This window comes from Alishewanella aestuarii B11, from assembly GCF_000280055.1.
In the GTDB taxonomy this organism is placed as follows: domain Bacteria; phylum Pseudomonadota; class Gammaproteobacteria; order Enterobacterales; family Alteromonadaceae; genus Alishewanella; species Alishewanella aestuarii.
The window spans coordinates 1-20,563 of record NZ_ALAB01000008.1 but is presented as its reverse complement, the minus strand read 5'-3'; the positions used below and the strand labels follow the sequence as shown (position 1 = coordinate 20,563).

Genomic DNA, 20,563 nt, shown 5'->3' with positions numbered 1-20,563 from the left:
AGGAATTGCTATGTCTGGTCGTAAGTTAGGTTTAGCCGTGCTGGTATTGGCAAGCAGCCTGCTCAATATCGGAATGACGCAGGCAGCTGAGTTTCAGCGTATCCCACTACCAGCGGATGCCCGTGAACAGCTGAGACTGGAACAAAAGCTGCCGGCCGTGCTGCACTTTTACAGCCGCGCCAGTCAGCAAGAATTACTCAGCTTTTACCTGCAACATCTCGGGCAACCAAGCCAGCAAAAAGTCGTGGCGGGTCAGCTACAGCTAAATTTTCCGCGTAACGGTGAGCAAATCCGGGTGATTATCGCCGAGCGCAATGGCTGGCGCGATGTATCCTTGATGGTGGAGCGACGTTAAACAGACGGTAAGGTCTAAGCCTGCATCAGGGCTTATTGACGCTTGCAGCTTAATATTGTTGCCAAGGTTAACACGCCTTAGGGCTTTGCCATTTGCAATACTAAACGGCGGTTAACTGCCCGCCCCAGAGCACTGTCGTTCGGCGCGGCATGACGACGCTCGCCAAAGCCTTCAATCTGCACTTTTTCTGGCGCGACGCCGGCAGCAACTAAGAAATCTTTAATTTTCTGCGCCCGCTGTACCGATAACTGCTCGTTCATCCAACGTCCGCCAAAGCTGTCGGTATAGCCCTGCAGATCAATCGACTCAATTTCCTGATCGTACTTCAGATACTCCGCGATCTGGCTTAAACGACGACGTGATTCTCGGGTTAGTTGATCACCACCGCTCTCATAACTTAATACCGTAAACGCAATATCTTCAAAGTTATAGGGTAACAAACCGGCGATACAGTGGCTAAAGGCCTGATACTGAGTTGGAAATTGCACCGGATTCAGAGCCGCCACCACCTTATCATAGGGGCTGTACCAATCACTATAATAAAAGGTCGGACTAAAACCCTGCTCCAGTTCGGTCAGCAAGGTCCAGGCGGTTTTCTTCGGTAAATCACCATTAAACTGCTTTAACAGTCGCATACTGGCCAGGGTTTTGGTTTTTTCGCCGGCACGCCACTGCGGGGGTACTGACAGTACCTCCGCTAAGCCATAACTATCAGGCCGGCGCAGCATTTGTAATTCAAAGTCCATATTCAGACTTTTACCGGCAGCACTGCGAAACACCGCCTTACCAAAATTCGGGATCTCATGCTCCAACTGGCATTGCAGAGGCGTATTACTACTTAGTTGCCAACGCGATTGCTCAATAGTGGCAGAATATTGACGCCACTGGCTGGGAGTTGCTGCCAGCTGGCCTGCCGTCAAAACTGCACTGATACTAAAGATTAGCGTTATCGCCCGCATGTACTGCCCCATTGTTTGCAAAAAAACTCCAGCGTCCTAACGACCATAGCAAGCATTATGCCCAAAACAAGACCTGTCGCATTTTTTTTGGCATAATGCCGGCCTCTGACTGCTACGGTGACTCTATGACCTCAACACCTTCTGCTGCAACAAAGGCTACGGCTGCAGGCGCAACTAAAAGCGCTTCCCTGTTAGCCCGGCGTTTTCGCGGCTACTACCCTGTTGTTATCGACGTCGAAACGGCAGGCTTTAATCCAAAAACCGATGCCTTGCTCGAAATTGCGGTAAATCTGCTGGAAATGGACGCCGAGGGCCAGTTAAAGCCCGGCAAAACCCTGCATTTTCATGTTGACCCTTTTGCCGGCGCCAATCTGGACGCCAGCTCACTGGCATTTAACGGCATCGATCCCTTTAACCCGCTGCGCGGTGCCGTGCCTGAGCGCGAGGCCATTACTGAAATTTGTAAGGCCGTGCGCAAAGCCCAAAAAGACGCCGGCTGTCAGCGCTCTGTGCTGGTCGCGCATAATTCGGCTTTTGACCAAGGCTTTTTTAATGCCGCCATCAGCCGCTTAAATTATAAACGCTCGCCGTTTCATGCTTTTGTTTCGTTTGATACCACCAGCCTGGCGGCGCTGGCGCTGGGGCAAACGGTCCTGGCCAAAGCCTGCCAACAGGCGGGAATTGCCTTTAATGCCAAAGAAGCCCATAGCGCTCTGTATGACACCGAGCGTACCGCGGAGCTGTTCTGTTACATCGTGAATAAATGGCAGCAACTGGGAGGCTGGCCACTAAGCAATGCGCTACCGGCCGATGAGGAACAGGACGAAGAGACTGAAGACACGGCATAAAGGATCTGCCGTGTCTTACTGAAGGTTTATTCCGCCGCTGGCTGTTCGGTTTTAAACTTTTCAGCCGTGGCTTTGATCAGCGGTTGTAACTCACCGCGCTGAAACATTTCCAGCACGATATCACAACCACCAATCAGCTCGCCTTCTACCCACAGCTGCGGGAAAGTCGGCCAATTGGCGTATTTTGGCAGCTCGGCCCGGATATCCGGATGCTGCAGAATGTCGACAAAGGCAAACTGCTCACCACAGGCAATCAGCGCTTGTGACGCCTGAGCCGAAAAGCCACAACTGGGGAATTTTGGCGAACCCTTCATATACAACAGGATCGGGTTGTCGGCGATTTGTTGTTTGATTTTGTCTAACGTTTCCATTACTACCTCTCGGATTAAGATGAAAGTTGGCCTATTTTACTCCTTCTGCCCCTCGCCCGCACTTGAGATTTGCAGAAAGTGCCCAATATTGTCTGAACCAACAACAGCGCCTGCGGCTATAATGATTGCAGGCAAACGCAGGCCGGCAGGTATAAAACTTGAGTATTTTAGTCAGGTTTTGTAGTCTACGCCATGCAGACACTTTAAACAACGAACGGAGAGCTACAATGGCCTTTGAATTACCCGCCTTACCATACGCAAAAGATGCTTTAGTGCCGCATATTTCTGCTGAAACCCTGGAATATCACCACGGTAAGCACCACAACACCTACGTCGTTAAGCTGAATGGTCTGATTGAAGGCACGCCTTTTGCCAGCCAGTCATTAGAAGAAATTATCCGTAACAGCGAAGGTGGCGTATTTAACAACGCAGCTCAGGTGTGGAACCATACGTTCTATTGGCACTGCTTATCACCAAATGGTGGCGGACAACCAACTGGCGCCCTGGCCGATGCCATCAACGCCAAGTGGGGCTCTTTCGATGCCTTTAAAGCTGCCTTTAATGACAAAGCGGTCAATAACTTCGGTTCCAGCTGGACCTGGTTAGTGAAAAAGGCTGATGGCAGCCTGGATATTGTCAATACCAGCAACGCCGGCACACCAATTCAGGACGCTGCAGTAACGCCAATTATCACAGTTGACCTGTGGGAACACGCTTACTACATCGACTACCGCAATGCCCGCCCAACTTACCTGGATGCATTCTGGGCCCTGGCGAACTGGGAATTTGCTGCAGCGAACTTCGCTAAGTAACGCTGCAATTCCTGCCTCTGATACCCGGCCACTGCCGGGTATTTTTTTATCTGCGCTCCTGCCCCGTTCGGGCTGAACCTTTTACCAACACTTTAGCTCAAAAAAGCAACTGAACCCTTTATCGAGACAAAGCGTACCATTACCCAGTAACGATTTTTTACTGAAACATTGGGCAAAACAGCGCTTTAGTGTCTACCTTTAAAGTGAGTAGCTTGGGCGTTAGCTGCCAATACGGGTAACTAATACGGCTGCCCAACTAGCGTAAAAGTTGTCATGCCGGACGATGGGCTGGAGGTATTTATGGGGATCTTTGAGCATTTCAGAACCAGGTACGAAACCACCAAAGAAGAGGAAATGAGCCTGCAGGAGTTTCTGCAGCTGTGTAAAAAAGACAAAAGCTGCTACAGCAGTGCCGCTGAACGTCTGCTGCAGGCGATTGGCGAACCCGAGCTGATTGATACTTCGCAGGACTCTAAGCTCAGCCGCCTGTTTTCAAACCGCCTGATCGCCCGCTACCCTGCCTTCCATGAATTTTACGGTATGGAAGAGGCCATCGAACAAATCGTTTCCTATCTCAAGCATGCGGCGCAAGGACTGGAAGAGCGCAAACAAATCCTCTATTTACTGGGGCCTGTGGGTGGCGGTAAATCGTCGCTGGCCGAAAAGCTGAAAGCCCTGATGCAGCAAGTCCCGATTTATTACCTGAAGGGCTCGCCGGTACAGGACCACCCGCTGTGTCTGTTCGATGCAGCGGAGGATGGCGCCCTGCTGGAGCAGGAATATGGCATCCCCAAACGCTATCTGCGCGCCATTATGTCACCCTGGGCCAGTAAAAGATTGCATGAATTCAATGGCGATATCAGTCAATTCCGGGTGGTGAAACGCAACCCCTCTATTCTGGATCAACTCGCCATCGCCAAAACTGAACCGGGAGATGAAAACAATCAGGATATTGCCGCCCTGGTGGGTAAGGTCGATATCCGTAAGCTGGAGCACTTTGCCCAAAACGATCCCGATGCCTACAGCTATTCCGGTGCGCTTTGCCGTGCCAATCAGGGCCTGATGGAATTTGTGGAGATGTTCAAAGCGCCAATTAAGGTGCTGCATCCACTGCTGACCGCGACCCAGGAAGGTAACTACAATGGCACCGAAGGGCTGGCAGCCCTGCCGTTTGATGGCATTATTCTGGCACACAGTAACGAATCCGAATGGCAGACCTTCCGCAACAATAAGAACAACGAAGCCTTCCTGGACCGGGTCTATATTGTCAAAGTGCCTTATTGTTTGCGCGCCAGTGAAGAAATGAAAATTTACCAGAAACTGCTGGAGCATAGCGAACTCAGTCAGGCGCCTTGTGCCCCCGGTACCCTGAGCTCGCTGGCGCAGTTTGCGGTATTATCCAGACTGAAAACGCCGGAAAACTCCAGTATCTACTCCAAAATGCGGGTGTATGACGGCGAAAGCTTGAAAGATACCGATCCTAAAGCCAAGTCCTATCAGGAGTACCGCGACTTTGCCGGTGTCGATGAGGGTATGACCGGTTTATCGACCCGCTTCGCCTTTAAGATCCTGTCACGGGTTTTTAATTTTGACTCGACCGAAGTTGCCGCCAACCCGGTACACCTGTTTTATGTGTTGGAACAGCAAATTGAACGGGAGCAATTTCCGGCAGACACCGCAGAACGCTATCTGGAGCACCTGAAAGGCTATCTGATCCCGAAATATGTCGAATTTATTGGTAAAGAAATTCAAACCGCTTATCTGGAATCCTATTCGGAGTATGGGCAAAACATCTTTGATCGCTATGTTATCTATGCCGATTTCTGGATCCAGGATCAGGAATACCGGGATCCGGAAACCGGTCAACTGTTTGACCGTGCCGCGCTGAATGCCGAACTGGAGAAAATTGAAAAGCCAGCCGGCATCAGCAATCCAAAAGATTTCCGCAACGAAATAGTCAATTTTGTGCTGCGGGCCAAGGCCAAAAACAATGGCAAGAATCCGCTGTGGACCAGTTACGAAAAACTACGCACGGTGATAGAGAAAAAAATGTTTTCCAGCACCGAAGAACTGTTACCTGTCATTTCCTTTAATGCCAAAACCAGTACCGAGGATCAGAAAAAACACGACGACTTTGTTAACCGGATGATGGAGAAAGGCTATACCCGTAAACAAGTCCGGCTGCTGTCGGAATGGTATTTACGGGTACGTAAATCACAGTAGCTCCGGAGGGTGTATGGCGCATTTTATCGATCGCCGTTTAAATGGTAAGAATAAAAGCGCGGTAAATCGCCAGCGCTTTATCCGGCGCTATAAACAGCAGATTAAACAGGCCGTATCGGACGCCATCAGTAAGCGCAGCGTAACGGACTTGAGCAGCGGCGAGAGCATCAGTATTCCGGCACGTGATATTACTGAGCCGTTTTTTCATCAGGGCCAGGGCGGTGTAAAGCAACGGGTGCATCCGGGCAACGACCAGTTTAGCCCCGGCGATCGCATTCCAAGACCACAAGGCGGTGCGGGTGGCAGTGGCAAAGGTGATGCCAGCGCCGATGGTGAAGGTAGCGATGACTTTGTGTTTGCCATTTCCAAGGACGAATATCTCGACCTGTTGTTTGAAGATCTGGCACTACCGGATTTAAAACATAATCAACTGGATAAACTGGTGCAGTATAAAACGGTTCGCGCAGGTTACCGGGCCGAGGGGGTACCCGCCAATATTGATATCGTGCGCTCGTTACGTGGTTCGCTAGCGCGCCGCATCGCCATGTCAGCGGATAAAAAGCAACAGTTAAGGCAAGCCGAGGCTGAATTGGCCGAGCTGGAACTGGCCGCAGTGCCAGATGAACTGGCACGACGCGCGCTATTGGAGCGGATCAGTGAACTAAAACAGCGACTTGCGGCAGTACCTTTTATTGATAGCTTTGACCTGCGCTTTCGTAACTATCAGAAAAAACCAGAGCCAACCAGTAAGGCGGTGATGTTTTGTCTGATGGATGTCTCTGGCTCAATGGACCAGGCTACCAAAGAGATGGCTAAACGCTTTTATATTCTGCTGTACCTGTTCTTAAGCCGCAGCTATAAAAATGTTGAAGTGGTCTATATCCGTCACCACACGCAAGCTAAGGAAGTGGATGAGCAGGAGTTTTTTTACTCCCAGGAAACCGGCGGTACCATTGTTTCCTCGGCCTTAAAATTGATGCAGGAAATCATTGCCAAGCGCTTTAATCCGCAAGAGTGGAATATTTACGCCGCCCAGGCTTCAGATGGCGATAACTGGGCAGAAGACAGTCCGCTTTGTGCCGAATTGCTAAGTAAACAGATCCTGCCAGCGGTACGTTATTACGCCTATATCGAAATTACACCACGGGCACATCAGTCACTGTGGGAGCAATATGAACGCCTGCGGGCAAGTCAGCCCAAGCTGGCGCTGCAGCATATCCGTGAGGTGAGCGATATCTACCCGGTATTCCGGGAGCTATTTAAAAAACAGGCAGCCTGATCAAGGGAGGCAAAATGCGTAGTGTCGCCTTAAGCAAAGGGCCTTGTCTGCCAGACGGGCCAGACTGGAGTTTCGAACTGTTAACCCAGTATCAGCAGGAGATTGCCCGGGTCGCGGCCTATTATCAGCTGGACACCTACCCCAATCAAATCGAGGTAATCAGCGCCGAGCAGATGCTGGATGCCTATTCCAGTATCGGCATGCCGATTGGTTATCATCACTGGTCTTTTGGTAAGAAATTTATCCAAAGTGAGCAACAATACAAAAGAGGCTATATGGGGCTGGCCTATGAAATCGTTATTAACTCCGATCCCTGCATTGCCTACCTGATGGAAGAAAACACCTTGCCAATGCAGGCACTGGTGATGGCCCATGCCTGTTATGGTCATAATTCGTTTTTCAAAAACAACTATTTATTCCGCACCTGGACCGATGCCAGCTCCATTATCGATTATCTGGTGTTCGCGAAAAACTATGTCAGCCAGTGTGAGGAAAAATATGGTATTGGCGAGGTAGAGGATTTTCTCGACTCCTGCCATGCGCTGATGAACTATGGTGTAGATCGCTACAAAAGACCACAGAAGATCTCGATGGCCGAAGAGCAGCGCCGACAGCAGGAACGGGAAGCTTTTTTGCAATCCCAGGTCAATGAACTCTGGCGCACGCTACCGGCAAAGGCCAACAGTAATCCGACCGAAGCGCGTTTTCCAGCCGAACCACAGGAAAATATCCTGTACTTTATCGAAAAGAACGCCCCGCTATTAAAACCCTGGCAGCGTGAACTGGTGCGTATCGTACGCAAGATTTCGCAGTACTTTTACCCGCAAAAACAAACCCAGGTGATGAACGAAGGCTGGGCAACGTTTTGGCATTATACCTTGCTGCAACATTTGTATGATGAAGGCCGGGTCAGTGATCGCTTTATGCTGGAAGTGTTACACAGCCACACCAGCGTAGTATTGCAACCGCCTTACAACAGTAAACACTATTCCGGCATTAACCCCTATGCACTGGGTTTTGCTATCTTTACTGATCTGCGGCGCATCTGTGAACAGCCCACAGCCGAGGATCGTGAATGGTTTCCGCAACTGGCCGGCAGCGACTGGCTGGAAAGCCTGCATTTTGCAATGCAAAACTTTAAAGATGAGAGCTTTATCAGCCAGTATCTGTCACCTAAGGTGATCCGGGATTTTCATCTGTTTGCCATTACTGACGATAGCCAGGACAGCAGCCTGGAAGTCAGTGCGATCCATAATGCCGAAGGTTATCAACAGATCCGGCAAATGCTGTCGGCGCAATATAATCTGAGCCAGCTGGAGCCAAATATTCAGGTGCAGCAAGTGAATATCAGCAGTGATCGGGCTTTAACGCTGCGCTATACCCCGCACAATAAGATCCCATTGGGCGGTGCTATTGAACAGTTGATGCGGCATTTACACCGGCTGTGGGGCTTTGAAGTCGTACTTGAGCAACTCGATCATAATAACCAACTCAGTGTGCTGGCACGCTGTCCGACACCACATCACCCCTGACGGAACAGTGCGTTTTCGGCTATAAGATGTCATGGAAGCGAGTAACCTGATTCCGACCTGCTGCTTTTGAGTGGTACAGCGCTTTATCCGCAGCATCTAGCCACTGCAAATAATCCTGCATAGTTATCGCGCGCTCCGCTAAACCAAAACTCATTGTTAATTTGATCGTGTGAGATTGAAAACTGAGTTCTAATTGCTCCACTTTGCGTCTAATTCGTTCAGCCAAGTAGCTTGCTTGATCCGCTGTGGTATCCAGCAATAGAAGCGCAAACTCTTCACCACCATAACGACCAGGTAAATCAGTGCTGCGTAAACTCTTGCGAATCACTTCGGCTACAGCTTTGATTACTATATCGCCTGCAGCATGGCCATAGGTATCATTAATCCGCTTAAAGTGATCAATATCACACATGATCAGGCTACTGGTGTGCTGCGAATAGCGCTGCAAACGGTTAAATTCTAATTTCAAACTTTCTTCCCAATTTCCACGATTTCGCATCTGGGTCAGATAGTCCGTCGTCGACAACTGGCGCAATTGGCCATTCATTGACTGTAATTCCAGTTTACTCACGGCGGCATCGGTCACATCATAGATAATGAAACATAGGTGACTGACCTGACCACGACTATCTGTTAATGGAAAGATGGTGCTGTTTTGATACATATAGTCCGCGTGCCCGGTGATTGAGCGATAGTTCTTAAAGCGGAAAATATAGGGTCGTTGCTCCCAAATGGTAAAAGCACGGTTCTTCAGCAGAAAAACTGGCTCACATTTGCGGCGCAGCCAGTCTTCATCAATTTCAGAGAATAAATCAAACAACTGTCTGTTGCGGACTTGCCGTGGAAGTAAACCACTGTGGTTTTCCATAAAACCATTCCAGAGTTGGATCCGATATGAGGTATCTACCACGACCAGACCGACGTCGACGGTTTGCAACATATCCATTAGCCAATGAAGTTCGGAAGCGCCAAGCTCTTCTATGGTCATTCTGCATCATCCATTAAAAATGCCAGTTTATAACGAAAAGTTTTTAAACTGTCTTCGGTAAACAACAAGAGCAAATCACAATGAATATGAAAACCTTCAATCCCATAACTTAACTCTATCGTTAGAGTCCGCCGCCAGCGTTTAGCATTAGCTTTAATCAGTTCGGTAACGGGTGCATGTTGCCCTAATACCACAGGGTGTCCCTGGCTGAAGCTTATATCCAGTTGTTCCGCTATACCTTTTAACACTGCACCAATCAAAATATTAGCGACATCCATCAGCAATTCTAATTCAGCTGCAGTATCCAGCTCACCCTGATAATTTAACAAACGTGCTATATCGGCAAAACTGGAGTCTGTCAAAATCAATAATGCTTCGCCAGCAATACCGCTACCGATAAAGCCCTGACAAATCCCCGACGTTTGACTATCGGGTGCAACTGAAGCCAATGCCATCGTCAATTCACTAACTTCGATTAAATTGACATTCGGGATCGGTAATTTGACAAACACATTCAACAAACGCGCTAATAAATCTCCGGCTTGACCCATGGCAACGTTAGCAACTTCCTGAAAGACATCGCGTAATTCTGCATCCAGTTGCGTTAACTCTTCGATAACAGGCGGAGTCGGTACTGCAACTTTTGGGTTGACAGCGACCGTTGTCTGCAATAATGCTGCAAGCTGTGCACTATCTACTGGCTTTTTTAGAAACGCCTTAGCACCCAGAGCCATCACCCTGTCATAAGCCTCAGGCTGGATATCGCCTGAAACCACAACAATTTGTAGCGGTAACTTGAGTTTTTGCAGCTCAGCCAGCACCTGATAACCGTCCATTACGGGCATATTCAAATCAAGAAATAACCAGTCAAATGCGTACTTCTTCAGTGTTGCCAAGGCCTCCGCACCATGTCCGGCGAAGCGAATGGTGCTCTGCCAATCATGTGGTAAAATCCGGGCCAGTTGTTTTCTGGCCAGGTTGGAGTCATCGCAAATTAATACAGCAGGGATCATAACTTTCTTGCCTTAATGCGGTCTGACCCTATCATAACGTTGATTGACTTTTGGAGCAGCAAAATGTTTAAAAAAAGAAAAAATAATACCAAGATACTATTTACGCTGATACTGGCAGCTGCGGCCTTTACCTCGCAAGCTATTGATATTACAGCAAACCTACCAGCGAGGATCAGTGATGTTAAAGCGGGTGGCCAACAAATTGTCTTGCTTGGCGATGAATTGAAAGTGGGTCAACAGGCCCCAGATTTCAAAGTTGTGGACAATAGTTTTAAGCCAGTCCGCTTATCTGACTTTCAGGGTAAAACCTTAATGCTTAGCATAGTGCCAAGTATTGATACTGGCATTTGCTCATTACAGACAAAACGTTTTAATGAAGAAGTCGCTAAGTTACCCGACTCCGTCCAGTTGTTGACCATCAGTACGGATTTACCCTTTGCACAGAAGCGCTTCTGCGAGCAAGAGCAGGTAAATAACATGGCAGTCCTGTCGGACGCAGTGTGGCGAGACTTTGGCAGCAGTTATGGTTTGTTAATTAAAGATATGGGCCTATTAACCCGGGCAATCATTATCATTAATCAGCAAGGTAAGGTCGCTTACCTGCAGCTGGTACCAGAACTGGCGCAAGAACCGGATTACGACACCGCATTACAGGTCTTACGCCAGACTATTGGCAGTTAAACGAAAAAACCCGGTCAGAACCGGGTTTTTTCATCGCATACCGTCACTTAGCCCAGTAATGAGATAAGCTGCTGACTGACACGCTCAACCGGCTGGGTACCATCCAGGTGATGGTAACGGGTTTCACCCCGCTCAGCCGCCTTACGATAGTAACCAACCAATAATTCGGTTTGTTCATGGTAAATGGCCAGCCGTTTGCGTACCGTTTCTTCGACATCGTCCGCCCGGATCACTAAGTCTTCACCGGTTTCGTCGTCTTTACCGGCTACCTTTGGCGGGTTATAAACCAGGTGATACACCCGACCCGATGCCGGATGCACCCGACGACCACTCATCCGCTCTACAATCACATCATCCGGTACATCAAACTCAATCACATGATCAACCTTGATCCCAGCTTCCTGCATCGCATCAGCCTGCGGAATAGTGCGTGGGAATCCGTCTAATAAGAAACCTTTGGCACAATCGGCTTTGGCTACACGTTCTTTTACCAGACCAATAATAAGCTCATCCGATACCAACTGGCCGGCATCCATAATCTTTTTCGCGGCAACCCCCAGCTCCGAGCCTTCTTTAATCGCGGCCCGTAACATATCACCAGTGGAAATTTGTGGGATACCGTATTTGTTCATCAAAAACTGTGCCTGAGTTCCCTTACCGGCACCCGGGGCGCCCAACAAAATTATGCGCATAGCCTCTACCCTCTTATCCTGGGATTAATCTGTAAATTTTACCGGGTCTAATCTTTGCATAATGCGCGGGGTGAAACAAGAAATTTGTCAACTGGTGCTACCTGACACTGCGCCAATCCTCGCCTTTAGTCGATAGCCTTGGCGCAGCAGCCAACTCGGACCTGAAACGGCGGCAAAGGGGAAAAAGCAGCTATTTTCCTCCGGAAACCGCCGTCTTACTGCGACTAAAGTCTGAACCGGCGTACCAGCTCCTGCAGTTGTTCCGCCAGGGTAGACAGTGAATCACTGGCTTGAGCGGATTGACTGACATTATCATTGGTTTGATAAGCCACATCACTGATTCGATGGAAGTTTTGATTAATATCTCTTGATACTACCGTTTGCTGTTCGGTTGCAGTGGCAATCTGGTGAGTAGTACTACTAATCAGTTCCACCGCTTCATAAATGGCTGCCAAAGCCTGATCAGCTGCCGCGGCACGCTCGGCGGTCGATTTCGCCGCTTGTTCGCTATTATCAGTGGCTTTTACTGCATTATCAGTACCGTGCTGCAACTTATCGATCATCTGCTTAATTTCAGTGGTTGAATCTTTAGTGCGACTGGCCAGCGTCCTTACTTCATCTGCCACCACCGCAAAACCACGGCCACTCTCACCGGCACGCGCCGCTTCAATAGCAGCATTGAGCGCCAGCAAGTTGGTTTGCTCAGCGATACCCTCAATCACTTGTAAAATATTGCCAATTTGATCGCTGTCTTTTTTCAGCAGCCGGATAATCGTGGCGGCAGAGCTGACTTCTTTCGATAAATTGGCTAGTTCACGAATTGTTGTGCTGACAATTTGCCGGCCATTTTTGCTTTCCTGCTCGGCCTGGGCTGCCGCTTCTGCGGCCTGCTGGGTATTGCGCGACACTTCCTCCAGAGTGCTGGTCATCTCATTCATCGCTACAGCGGCACTGCTGATTTCGGTATTTTGTTGCTGCATCCCGGCACTGGTTTGCTGGTTAATCTGCGATAACTCAGTCGATGCGGCAGCGACCTGATCAGAATAATTACTGACCTCCCCCAACATCTGCCGCAAGCGCTGCTGCATCTGAGCAATGGCGGCTAATAAACTACTGCTGTCGTCTGGACGTAGATTAATACTGCCACTCAGATCACCCTCGGCAACGCGTTGTACTACCGCAGCGGCATATTCCGGCTCGCCGCCCAGGGTACGGGTAACCTTTTTCACCAACAGCAAACAGACGACTGTCGCCAGCACTAGCACCACCACCGCTGCGATCAGTAAGGTCCAGAACATTTCCCGTACTTCGGCCAACGCCTCCTGTTGCCGGCTTTCCAGCACCAGGCTCCAGCCTAACATCGGCATAAACTGATAACTGCCAATCACCGGCGTCGCTGCAGCGTTTTGATAGAGCCCAACGCCGCTTTGTTGTTGTTTAATGGCTTCTGCCGCCTGAGTCGTCAGCTTAGCATCCTTAGCGACAGACGGCGCTGTGGTAATGGCTTTACCTTCGGTGTCCAGCAAATAAATTTCGGTATAGTCATTACGGCTTAATTCATTCACTTTGCGAAAAATCGTCTCCAGCTGCACGGCACCACGCATCACCGCCACTATCTGATTATTTTGCCGGATCGGGATCGCTACTGTACTGACAGTTTGGCCGGTAGCGCGGGAAACCACCGGCTGCGAAAAGGTATCCTGACCAGCGATTGCCTGCTTAAACCAGGCGCGGTCTGCCACATTAAAGACGTTGGCTTCCGCTTCACTCAGCACTTTGGCCTGGCCATTAACGAAGCTGACACCGGCCATACCTAAGCCGTCGGGGCCGACGACAAAAATCGTGTCATAAAAACCACTATTCTGTGCCAACTGCTGCATCAGCTCGGACGCCAGCGGTAAATTCAGTTGCTGTACTGAGGGTAAGGTTGCCAGAAGCCGCATTTCATCCTGCCGCACCAGTAACCAATCGGTGAACGCATCGGCATTCAGCTCGGCGGCACTGCGTAACGAACTGACCACGCCATCAGTTTGCGAGTCCTGATAGCGAACAAAGAGTAGGCTGGTCAACAGTAGAATCGCTGCCAGAAACAAAGAAATCATACTAAGGGTTAAACGACCGCCAAAACCTAGGCGTTGCCAGAACTGCTGCATAGCTCACCTGTCTGTTATTGTTATCGCCGTCATAACAAGTATAGTGAGAATTTGCAGTAATTGGATGATACAGAATAATTTTTTGGCTGAAAGATCAAAAAAAAGAGGCTGGTAATACCAGCCCCTCTATCAATAGCCAGTTTATGGTTACTTTGCCAGTGACAGTAACAGGCTATTTAAGCGGGTCACAAAGCTGGCCGGATTTTTCAGGCTGCCGCGTTCAGCCAGTAGCGCCTGCTCAAATAACACCTCTGCCCACTGCTGGAAGCGATTTTCATCCGGCTCATCTGCCACATGTTTAACTAGCTGATGCTCCGGGTTAAGTTCGAAAATTGGCTTCACGTCCGGCACCTTCTGCCCAACTGACTCCATCAGTTTGATCATTTGCGTGCTCATATCAAACTCATCGGTCACCACACAGGCCGGACTGTCGGTTAAACGATGGCTAACCTTAACATCTTTAACCTGCTCACCCAGCGCCTTTTTAAAGCGCTCTAACACTGAGGCAAAGGCTTCTTCGGTTTTCTTCTGCTCTTCTTTGGTTTGCTCGTCATCCAGTTTCGACAAGTCCAAACCACCTTTGGCAACAGAGCGGAACTTCTTACCGTCGAATTCCGGCAGATGCTGCATCAGCCACTCGTCGATGCGATCGGATAACAGTAACACTTCCAGCCCCTTCTTGCGGAACACCTCCAGATGCGGGCTGTGTTTCGCCGCTTCATGGCTATCCGCGACCAGGAAATAAATCTCGTCCTGGCCTTCTTTCATCCGGCTGACATAGTCGGCCAGTGCTACGTTTTGCGCACTGCTGTCATTATGGGTAGAGGCGAAACGCAGCAAGGCGGCAATTTGCTCTTTATTGGCGAAATCTTCTGCCGGGCCCTCTTTTAGCACCTGACCAAACTCATTCCAGAACAGCTGATACTGCTCGCTGTCTTTCGCCAGCTTCTCCAGCATTTTCAGCGCGCGGCTGCTACAGCCTTTGCGCAGGCTCTGGCTGACTTTGGTATCCTGCAGAATTTCACGCGATACGTTCAGCGGCAGATCGCTGGAATCCAACACCCCCTTGATAAAGCGCAGGTAGCTTGGCATAAACTGCTCGGCATCATCCATAATAAAGACGCGCTGAACATAGAGCTTCAAGCCATGCTTGGCTTCACGGTTCCACATATCAAAGGGCGCTTTCTTCGGCACATACAACAGGCTGGTGTAGTTGTTGTTCCCCTCAACCTTGTTATGGCTCCAGCTTAACGGCTCGCTCCAGTCGTGGGAAATATGCTTATAGAACTCTTTGTATTCGTCATCAGTGATTTCTGACTTATCACGGGTCCACAGTGCTGTGGCCTTATTCACTGCCTGCCAGTGACCTTCGGTCGCCGGGATTTTTTCGCCGTCTTCTTCACGCTCCGGCGTGCCTTCCTGCCACATTTCCACCGGAATCGAGATATGATCTGAATACTTAGTGACGATACTTTCGACTTTCCAGCGACTTAAGAACTCATCCTCGCCATCACGCAGGTGCAGCACGATCTCGGTACCGCGACTGGCTTTATTGATCTTGCTAATGGTGTAATCACCCTCACCTGCCGACTCCCACTCTACTGCGCTGTCTGCTGGCAGACCGGCTTTGCGGGTACGTACCGTGACTTTATCGGCCACGATAAAAGCAGAATAGAAGCCAACACCAAACTGACCGATTAATTTGGAGTCTTTGCTTTGATCGCCGGACAATTGTGAAAAGAACTCTTTAGTACCAGACTTGGCGATAGTACCCAGGTGTGCAATAACATCGGCTTCATCCATACCAATACCGTTATCGCTGATAGTCAGGGTACGCGCCTGCTCATCCAGGCTGATCCTTACCCGCAACTCGCCATCATCACCGTATAAGCTACTGTCTGATAACGCTAAAAAGCGCAGTTTGTCGGCAGCATCCGAGGCATTGGATACCAATTCACGCAGGAAGATTTCTTTGTTGGAATACAGCGAATGGATCATCAGCTGCAAAAGTTGTTTTACTTCTGCCTGAAAGCCATGAGTTTGCTTCTGGCCAGCAGCGTTGGCAGTGGTCTCACTCATCTTGGGGTCCTCTATAGGTATAACGAGACAAAAAGACGGCGCGGCGCGCCGATAACAGCACCAGATATGGGGGTATTCAGGATGATTTCAAGAGTGGATTAAAAGCGCTGATTAAAAACGTTTACGCCCGGATAAGGCATGCGCCAGGGTCGAACCGTCGATATATTCCAGCTCACCGCCGACCGGCAAGCCTTGCGCCAGGCGGGTGACGGTACACTGATATTGCTGACACAGCTCAGCAATATAAAATGCCGTGGCTTCCCCTTCGACCGTCGGATTGGTGGCTAGAATCACCTCAGTGATGCCGCCACTGGCCAGTTGCTTGGCCAGTAAATCAAGGCCGAGTTGCTCCGGGCCTATGCCATCGAGCGGCGATAAATAGCCCATTAGCACAAAGTAGCGCCCCTGAAACTGGCCGGTTTGCTCGATGGCCAATTGGTCGGCTGCTGACCCGACAATACACAGGGTTTCTGCCTCAGCACGGCGCGGATCGCTGCAAATAGCACACAGCGCCTGTTCACTAAAGGTGCGGCATTGCTGACATTGACCAATGCCGTTCATCGCAGCGGTTAAAGCCGCCCCAAGCCTGGCCCCGCCACTGCGATTGCGCTCCAGCAGTTGTAATGCCATGCGTTGGGCCGATTTCGGGCCCACCCCCGGCAACACGCGTAGTGCATCAATCAACTGCTGTAACAGCGGCGGGAGCTTAGCCATAATGCTTAGAAAGGTAACTTCATACCTGGCGGCAATTGTAACCCACCGGTGATTTTTGCCATTTGTTCTTTATTGTTTTCTTCAACCCGACGCACCGCATCATTTAATGCCGCGGCTATCAGATCTTCCAGCATTTCTTTGTCATCACTCATCAGACTGTCATCAATGCTCACCCGGCGAACATTGTGATTACCGGTCATGGTGACTTTAACCAGGCCGGCGCCGGCTTCACCGGTCACTTCCATATTGGCAATTTCGGCCTGCATCTTTTGCATCTTTTCCTGCATGGCCTGTGCTTGTTTGAGCATATTGCCCATACCGCCTTTAAACATAATTTTCTCTCTCTGTTAGGAACTGACAAAGCTGGCGACAAGATAATGATTCAGCGCCAAAATTACAAGGTTAATTCACCTGCAGCGTGTCCAGCTGCAACTCGGCGGCAAAGCGCTGTTGGATCTCTTGCAGTTTGGGATCCTGCTGCAGCAACCGGCTAACGTAATCCTTACGCTCCTGCTCAATCTGCTGTTGGATCGCCAGTGGTGTGTTTAGCACCTGCTCCTGATACTGAATCGCCAGCTCGAAACCCGCCGGAAATACCGGCGCAATCGCCTGGTACAATTTAGTACGAAAAGCCGGGTTATCCAGATGTTGCTGATGCCGTGCGACGGTGAGCAATACCTGCTGCCCTTGCTGGCTGAGCGCACTATTTAACAGATACAGACGTAATAAACCACCCAGCTCTAATTGCTCAATCAATCTGGCCCAGGCGTCCACCTGCGCCGCAAACCGAATCGAAAAGCGTTGCTCATCCGGCAACTCGGTATCCGCTGCTGGCAGAGGTTCGAAGCTTTGCTGTTGCCACCAGGCTTCTGACAGCTGCGCTTGCTCACTCAGCTCGTCGTTGCTGAGCTCAGCGAGCTGCTCGTTAAACGCCTCGCTAACATCAACTTCGGCCTGGCTGGCGGTATAACCAGCATATTCCGCTGCGGCGACAGCGTCTGTTGCGATCACGACGGGAGGCGAAGCAAGCTCTGCCGATTCAGGCTTTACCGCGGCGGCTGTCGGCACCGCAACAGTCGTGGCTTCCAATCTCACCGGCGCAGAGGAGGCTGCAACTGAGGCTGAGAGTGATGGGACTGTCTGCTGCGGCGCCGGTTGGCGCTCAAACTTTTTTGTTGCCGTTTCCTGCGCTGCATTGGTTGTTGGCAGTGCCAAACCACGTCGGGCCATAATCCGCGCCGTTACGGCATCAATCTGCGTCGCCGGCTCTGCTGTAATGTTGGCCTGAACATTGCCAGTATGCCCGGCTGGCGGCGTCTCAGGCGTTATTGCTGTTGCTGCTGCAGATGTCGCTGTGGTCCCGGCTGCAGGCTGCGGCAGCGCCCCGGCAGCCTGTGCCAAGGTCGGGCCTTCCTGAGGCATGGCAGCTGTTACAGCAACGGCTGGCGCTACTGCTGCCGGACCCGGCGTTGATACTACCGGTTGATTTGCTGGTAGTACCGCGCCTGACTTGGCAGCTGGCATCTTTTGCGGTGGCGTGGTCTGTGTCGCCGGCACAAAGGCTAAAGCACGAAGCAGCGCCATCTCCAGGCCAATAGCGGGCTCTGGTGCATAGGGTAAATCTCTTTTCCCACTCACCAACAGCTGATAATACAGCTGCAGCGCTTCCGGGGTCTGACTGGCCGCAAACTGGCGAATGGCGTCGGCATAGTCACTATGTTCGGCAGCAGCAGGTTCAAATTGCGTTAAGGCCGTTAGATGCAGCAGCGCCAGTAGATCATCCAGCACCTGCAGATAGTCAGCTTGCTGGCTTACTAACTGTTGCAGGCTATGCTGTAATGCTGCCAGATCAGCAGCGAATAAACTCTGTAATAACTGCAGTGCCCAACTGGTATCCAGTAAACCGAGCATCTCCCGCACCGACTGTAACTTCACCTCACCATTGCCAAGGGCAATCGCCTGATCGGTCAGGCTGAGGGAGTCCCGCAAACTGCCTTTGGCCGCTTTGGCAAGCAGGGCTAAAGCGGCATCATCGAATGGCAGTTGCTCGGCCTGCAGTACTGTGGCCAGATGCTGCTGAATTTGTGCTACCGTTAAGGCCTTTAAACTAAACTGCAAACAACGTGACAGTACAGTAACCGGCAGCTTTTGTGGATCGGTGGTCGCCAGTAAGAACTTCACATGCGGTGGCGGCTCTTCCAGCGTCTTTAACAAGGCGTTAAAGCTGTGCCGCGACAGCATATGCACTTCGTCTATCAGGTATACCTTGTAACGGCCCCGGCTTGGTGCATATTGCACATTGTCCAGCAAGTCGCGGGTATCTTCGACCTTAGTCCGCGATGCGGCGTCGATTTCCATTAAATCAACATAGTTACCGCCATCTATCTCTAAGCAGGTGCTACATTGACCACAGGGCGTTGCGGTAATACCGGTCTCACAGTTCAGACTTTTGGCGAAAATGCGGGCGATGGTGGTTTTACCGACACCTCGGGTGCCGGTAAATAAATAGGCATGATGTAAACGGGCGCTATTGAGTGCATTGGCCAGCGCTGTTTTCACATGCTGCTGTCCCACCAGTTCACTAAATTGGCGTGGCCGCCATTTCCTGGCCAGAACCTGATAACTCATGCCGGCATCCTGTCTTGTTGCGAAGTAACGCTAGCCTAACCCTATTCGCCGTGATACTCAACCAGACTACACAGGGTTAAACCAAGCTTTTCTAAGCGTGCAACGCCACCCAGTTCTGGTAAGGCGATCACAAAGGCGGCATCAGCTACAGTGCCACCTAAGCGACGTACCAGTTTTACCGTGGCGTCAATGGTGCCGCCGGTGGCCAGTAAATCGTCGACCAATAGCACTTTATCGCCGGCAACGATAGCATCAGCGTGTAATTCCAGCGCATCTTCGCCATATTCCAAAGAATAGGCCTGTGAAATACGCTCGCGTGGTAACTTGCCCGGTTTACGTACCGGTACAAAGGCTACTCCCAACGCATAAGCTAAAGGGGCACCAAAAATAAAGCCGCGCGATTCAGTACCAATAATTTTGGTAATGCCGGCATCCTGATAACGGGCGACAAAGGCATCAATCACTTTTTTAAAGCTGGGGCCATCCTGCATCAGACTGGTCACATCGCGAAAAGTAATGCCCGGCTTTGGATAATTCTCAACCGTTTTAATGACCTGCTGCAATTCGATAGCAAGCTGTTGGTAGTCCATCTCTATACCCTTAAATCAATACCGACAAAAAAGCCGCCCCGGTGGCGGCTCATACCCGATGTAACCTTACTTTCAGGAAAGTAACTGGATCCAGCGGAGGATCGGGGCCAGACATAACAGGCCAGCGAAACAAATAACGAATAATATTAACTGCTTCAGGTCGAAGCTGTCTTTAAAGTTTTCATCAGCCATACTGCTTTACCGCCTAAATGTTGATCTACATCAAAACCGGCGCCTATGGTAATGAATTTTGGCAGCATTGAAAAGCCTAGTAGCATACATAAGCTTTCTACTTGACAACATAGCATGCAACTAAATAGCTGATCCTAATTGTGATACACCCGTTTTAATCCATGTTTGCCGCCCGGAAACGGTGCGGCAGTGTCCATAAAGTAGTAAACCTGCTCCAGTAAATCATCCATGTTTTTGCACTGATGATTCCGGGTTATCGTCTCGTGCAGTGCATGCCACAGTTTTTCAATTTTGTTATGCCATGGGCTATAAACCGGCAAGAACAGTAACTTGAACTTTGGGTTGTCACTCAGCCACTTCTGCGTTTTTTTGCTCTTGTGGATGATGTAATTATCCACGATTAACCGAATGCTCTTAGCCCGACGATACTGACCTTTAAGCTTTTCCAGCAATT

19 protein-coding genes are annotated in these 20,563 nt (G+C 50.2%); 7 read left to right on the top strand and 12 right to left on the bottom strand.

Translation table 11 applies throughout. The features are described 5' to 3' along the window. Window positions 1-10 precede the first annotated feature (10 nt). Window positions 11-355 carry a hypothetical protein gene (locus AEST_RS04845; RefSeq protein ID WP_008607455.1) on the top strand — a complete coding sequence of 115 codons (345 nt, stop codon included), beginning with the start codon at window positions 11-13 and terminating at the stop codon, window positions 353-355. A gap of 77 nt (window positions 356-432) precedes the next feature. Here the strand turns inward: AEST_RS04845 and AEST_RS04840 are convergent, their stop codons facing one another. Beyond that, window positions 433-1,314, bottom strand: coding sequence for a flagellar protein MotY (locus AEST_RS04840; protein WP_008607454.1), 882 nt, complete (start codon window positions 1,312-1,314; stop codon window positions 433-435). 125 nt (window positions 1,315-1,439) lie between these two features. On the opposite strand from AEST_RS04840, the gene rnt reads away from it, so the two are divergent. Next, on the top strand, window positions 1,440-2,162 hold the full coding sequence (gene rnt, locus AEST_RS04835) for a ribonuclease T (protein WP_008607453.1): 723 nt from the start codon (window positions 1,440-1,442) through the stop codon (window positions 2,160-2,162). Between the two features lie 26 nt (window positions 2,163-2,188). On the opposite strand, the gene AEST_RS04830 is transcribed toward rnt, so the two are convergent. Then, window positions 2,189-2,533: a Grx4 family monothiol glutaredoxin gene (locus AEST_RS04830; RefSeq protein WP_008607452.1), complete on the bottom strand. Its 345-nt coding sequence runs from the start codon at window positions 2,531-2,533 to the stop codon at window positions 2,189-2,191. Window positions 2,534-2,760: 227 nt separating this feature from the next. On the opposite strand from AEST_RS04830, the gene AEST_RS04825 reads away from it, so the two are divergent. From AEST_RS04825 to AEST_RS04810, 4 genes are all read left to right on the top strand, one after another. After that, complete coding sequence (locus AEST_RS04825) at window positions 2,761-3,345, top strand: Fe-Mn family superoxide dismutase (RefSeq protein ID WP_008607450.1); 585 nt, start codon at window positions 2,761-2,763, stop codon at window positions 3,343-3,345. Between the two features lie 300 nt (window positions 3,346-3,645). Then, a complete protein-coding gene (locus AEST_RS04820; protein WP_008951430.1) occupies window positions 3,646-5,568 on the top strand; it encodes a PrkA family serine protein kinase in 1,923 nt (640 codons plus the stop codon). A gap of 13 nt (window positions 5,569-5,581) precedes the next feature. Next, window positions 5,582-6,847, top strand: coding sequence for a YeaH/YhbH family protein (locus AEST_RS04815; RefSeq protein WP_008607446.1), 1,266 nt, complete (start codon window positions 5,582-5,584; stop codon window positions 6,845-6,847). A 14-nt stretch (window positions 6,848-6,861) separates the two neighbouring features. Next, complete coding sequence (locus AEST_RS04810) at window positions 6,862-8,379, top strand: SpoVR family protein (RefSeq protein WP_008607445.1); 1,518 nt, start codon at window positions 6,862-6,864, stop codon at window positions 8,377-8,379. Between the two features lie 19 nt (window positions 8,380-8,398). On the opposite strand, the gene AEST_RS04805 is transcribed toward AEST_RS04810, so the two are convergent. Both AEST_RS04805 and AEST_RS04800 read right to left on the bottom strand, forming a co-directional pair. Continuing rightward, window positions 8,399-9,367 (bottom strand): sensor domain-containing diguanylate cyclase, encoded by a 969-nt coding sequence (locus tag AEST_RS04805; RefSeq protein ID WP_008607444.1) that lies wholly within the window; start codon window positions 9,365-9,367, stop codon window positions 8,399-8,401. Then, window positions 9,364-10,380 carry a response regulator gene (locus tag AEST_RS04800; protein WP_008607443.1) on the bottom strand — a complete coding sequence of 339 codons (1,017 nt, stop codon included), beginning with the start codon at window positions 10,378-10,380 and terminating at the stop codon, window positions 9,364-9,366. The genes AEST_RS04805 and AEST_RS04800 overlap by 4 nt, the downstream gene beginning before the upstream one ends. Window positions 10,381-10,443: 63 nt before the next feature. Here AEST_RS04800 and tpx point away from each other — a divergent pair, with 63 nt between their 5' ends. After that, on the top strand, window positions 10,444-11,061 hold the full coding sequence (gene tpx / locus AEST_RS04795) for a thiol peroxidase (RefSeq protein WP_008607442.1): 618 nt from the start codon (window positions 10,444-10,446) through the stop codon (window positions 11,059-11,061). A 47-nt stretch (window positions 11,062-11,108) separates the two neighbouring features. Here tpx and adk read toward each other — a convergent pair whose 3' ends face one another. The 8 genes from adk to AEST_RS04755 form a co-directional block, all read right to left on the bottom strand. Next, a complete protein-coding gene (gene adk, locus AEST_RS04790) occupies window positions 11,109-11,753 on the bottom strand; it encodes an adenylate kinase (protein WP_008607441.1) in 645 nt (214 codons plus the stop codon). A gap of 224 nt (window positions 11,754-11,977) precedes the next feature. Beyond that, window positions 11,978-13,906: a methyl-accepting chemotaxis protein gene (locus AEST_RS04785; RefSeq protein ID WP_008607440.1), complete on the bottom strand. Its 1,929-nt coding sequence runs from the start codon at window positions 13,904-13,906 to the stop codon at window positions 11,978-11,980. A gap of 147 nt (window positions 13,907-14,053) precedes the next feature. Then, entirely contained in the window at window positions 14,054-15,985 is a 1,932-nt protein-coding gene (gene htpG / locus AEST_RS04780) for a molecular chaperone HtpG (protein WP_008607439.1), read from the bottom strand. A gap of 111 nt (window positions 15,986-16,096) precedes the next feature. Continuing rightward, window positions 16,097-16,699 (bottom strand): recombination mediator RecR, encoded by a 603-nt coding sequence (recR, locus tag AEST_RS04775; protein WP_008607437.1) that lies wholly within the window; start codon window positions 16,697-16,699, stop codon window positions 16,097-16,099. Window positions 16,700-16,704: 5 nt separating this feature from the next. After that, the gene (locus tag AEST_RS04770; RefSeq protein WP_008607436.1) at window positions 16,705-17,031 is read right to left on the bottom strand and encodes a YbaB/EbfC family nucleoid-associated protein; all 327 of its coding nucleotides are present in this window, start codon (window positions 17,029-17,031) and stop codon (window positions 16,705-16,707) included. A gap of 70 nt (window positions 17,032-17,101) precedes the next feature. Next, the gene (gene dnaX / locus AEST_RS04765; RefSeq protein ID WP_008607435.1) at window positions 17,102-19,327 is read right to left on the bottom strand and encodes a DNA polymerase III subunit gamma/tau; all 2,226 of its coding nucleotides are present in this window, start codon (window positions 19,325-19,327) and stop codon (window positions 17,102-17,104) included. 41 nt (window positions 19,328-19,368) lie between these two features. Further along, complete coding sequence (gene apt, locus AEST_RS04760) at window positions 19,369-19,917, bottom strand: adenine phosphoribosyltransferase (RefSeq protein ID WP_008607434.1); 549 nt, start codon at window positions 19,915-19,917, stop codon at window positions 19,369-19,371. Window positions 19,918-20,243: 326 nt separating this feature from the next. After that, window positions 20,244-20,563: transposase (locus AEST_RS04755; protein WP_039925118.1), on the bottom strand; the 320-nt coding region annotated here is incomplete at its 5' end.

Bases quoted from the DNA above. Each gene is read 5' to 3' on its own strand.
- apt (WP_008607434.1), bottom strand. From the start codon at position 19,917: ATGGACTACCAACAGCTTGCTATCGAATTGCAGCAGGTCATTAAAACG.
- rnt (WP_008607453.1), top strand. From the start codon at position 1,440: ATGACCTCAACACCTTCTGCTGCAACAAAGGCTACGGCTGCAGGCGCA.
- AEST_RS04785 (WP_008607440.1), bottom strand. From the start codon at position 13,906: ATGCAGCAGTTCTGGCAACGCCTAGGTTTTGGCGGTCGTTTAACCCTT.
- adk (WP_008607441.1), bottom strand. From the start codon at position 11,753: ATGCGCATAATTTTGTTGGGCGCCCCGGGTGCCGGTAAGGGAACTCAG.
- tpx (WP_008607442.1), top strand. From the start codon at position 10,444: ATGTTTAAAAAAAGAAAAAATAATACCAAGATACTATTTACGCTGATA.
- AEST_RS04840 (WP_008607454.1), bottom strand. From the start codon at position 1,314: ATGCGGGCGATAACGCTAATCTTTAGTATCAGTGCAGTTTTGACGGCA.
- AEST_RS04805 (WP_008607444.1), bottom strand. From the start codon at position 9,367: ATGACCATAGAAGAGCTTGGCGCTTCCGAACTTCATTGGCTAATGGAT.
- AEST_RS04830 (WP_008607452.1), bottom strand. From the start codon at position 2,533: ATGGAAACGTTAGACAAAATCAAACAACAAATCGCCGACAACCCGATC.
- AEST_RS04800 (WP_008607443.1), bottom strand. From the start codon at position 10,380: ATGATCCCTGCTGTATTAATTTGCGATGACTCCAACCTGGCCAGAAAA.
- recR (WP_008607437.1), bottom strand. From the start codon at position 16,699: ATGGCTAAGCTCCCGCCGCTGTTACAGCAGTTGATTGATGCACTACGC.
- dnaX (WP_008607435.1), bottom strand. From the start codon at position 19,327: ATGAGTTATCAGGTTCTGGCCAGGAAATGGCGGCCACGCCAATTTAGT.
- AEST_RS04825 (WP_008607450.1), top strand. From the start codon at position 2,761: ATGGCCTTTGAATTACCCGCCTTACCATACGCAAAAGATGCTTTAGTG.
- AEST_RS04770 (WP_008607436.1), bottom strand. From the start codon at position 17,031: ATGTTTAAAGGCGGTATGGGCAATATGCTCAAACAAGCACAGGCCATG.
- AEST_RS04815 (WP_008607446.1), top strand. From the start codon at position 5,582: ATGGCGCATTTTATCGATCGCCGTTTAAATGGTAAGAATAAAAGCGCG.
- htpG (WP_008607439.1), bottom strand. From the start codon at position 15,985: ATGAGTGAGACCACTGCCAACGCTGCTGGCCAGAAGCAAACTCATGGC.
- AEST_RS04845 (WP_008607455.1), top strand. From the start codon at position 11: ATGTCTGGTCGTAAGTTAGGTTTAGCCGTGCTGGTATTGGCAAGCAGC.
- AEST_RS04810 (WP_008607445.1), top strand. From the start codon at position 6,862: ATGCGTAGTGTCGCCTTAAGCAAAGGGCCTTGTCTGCCAGACGGGCCA.
- AEST_RS04820 (WP_008951430.1), top strand. From the start codon at position 3,646: ATGGGGATCTTTGAGCATTTCAGAACCAGGTACGAAACCACCAAAGAA.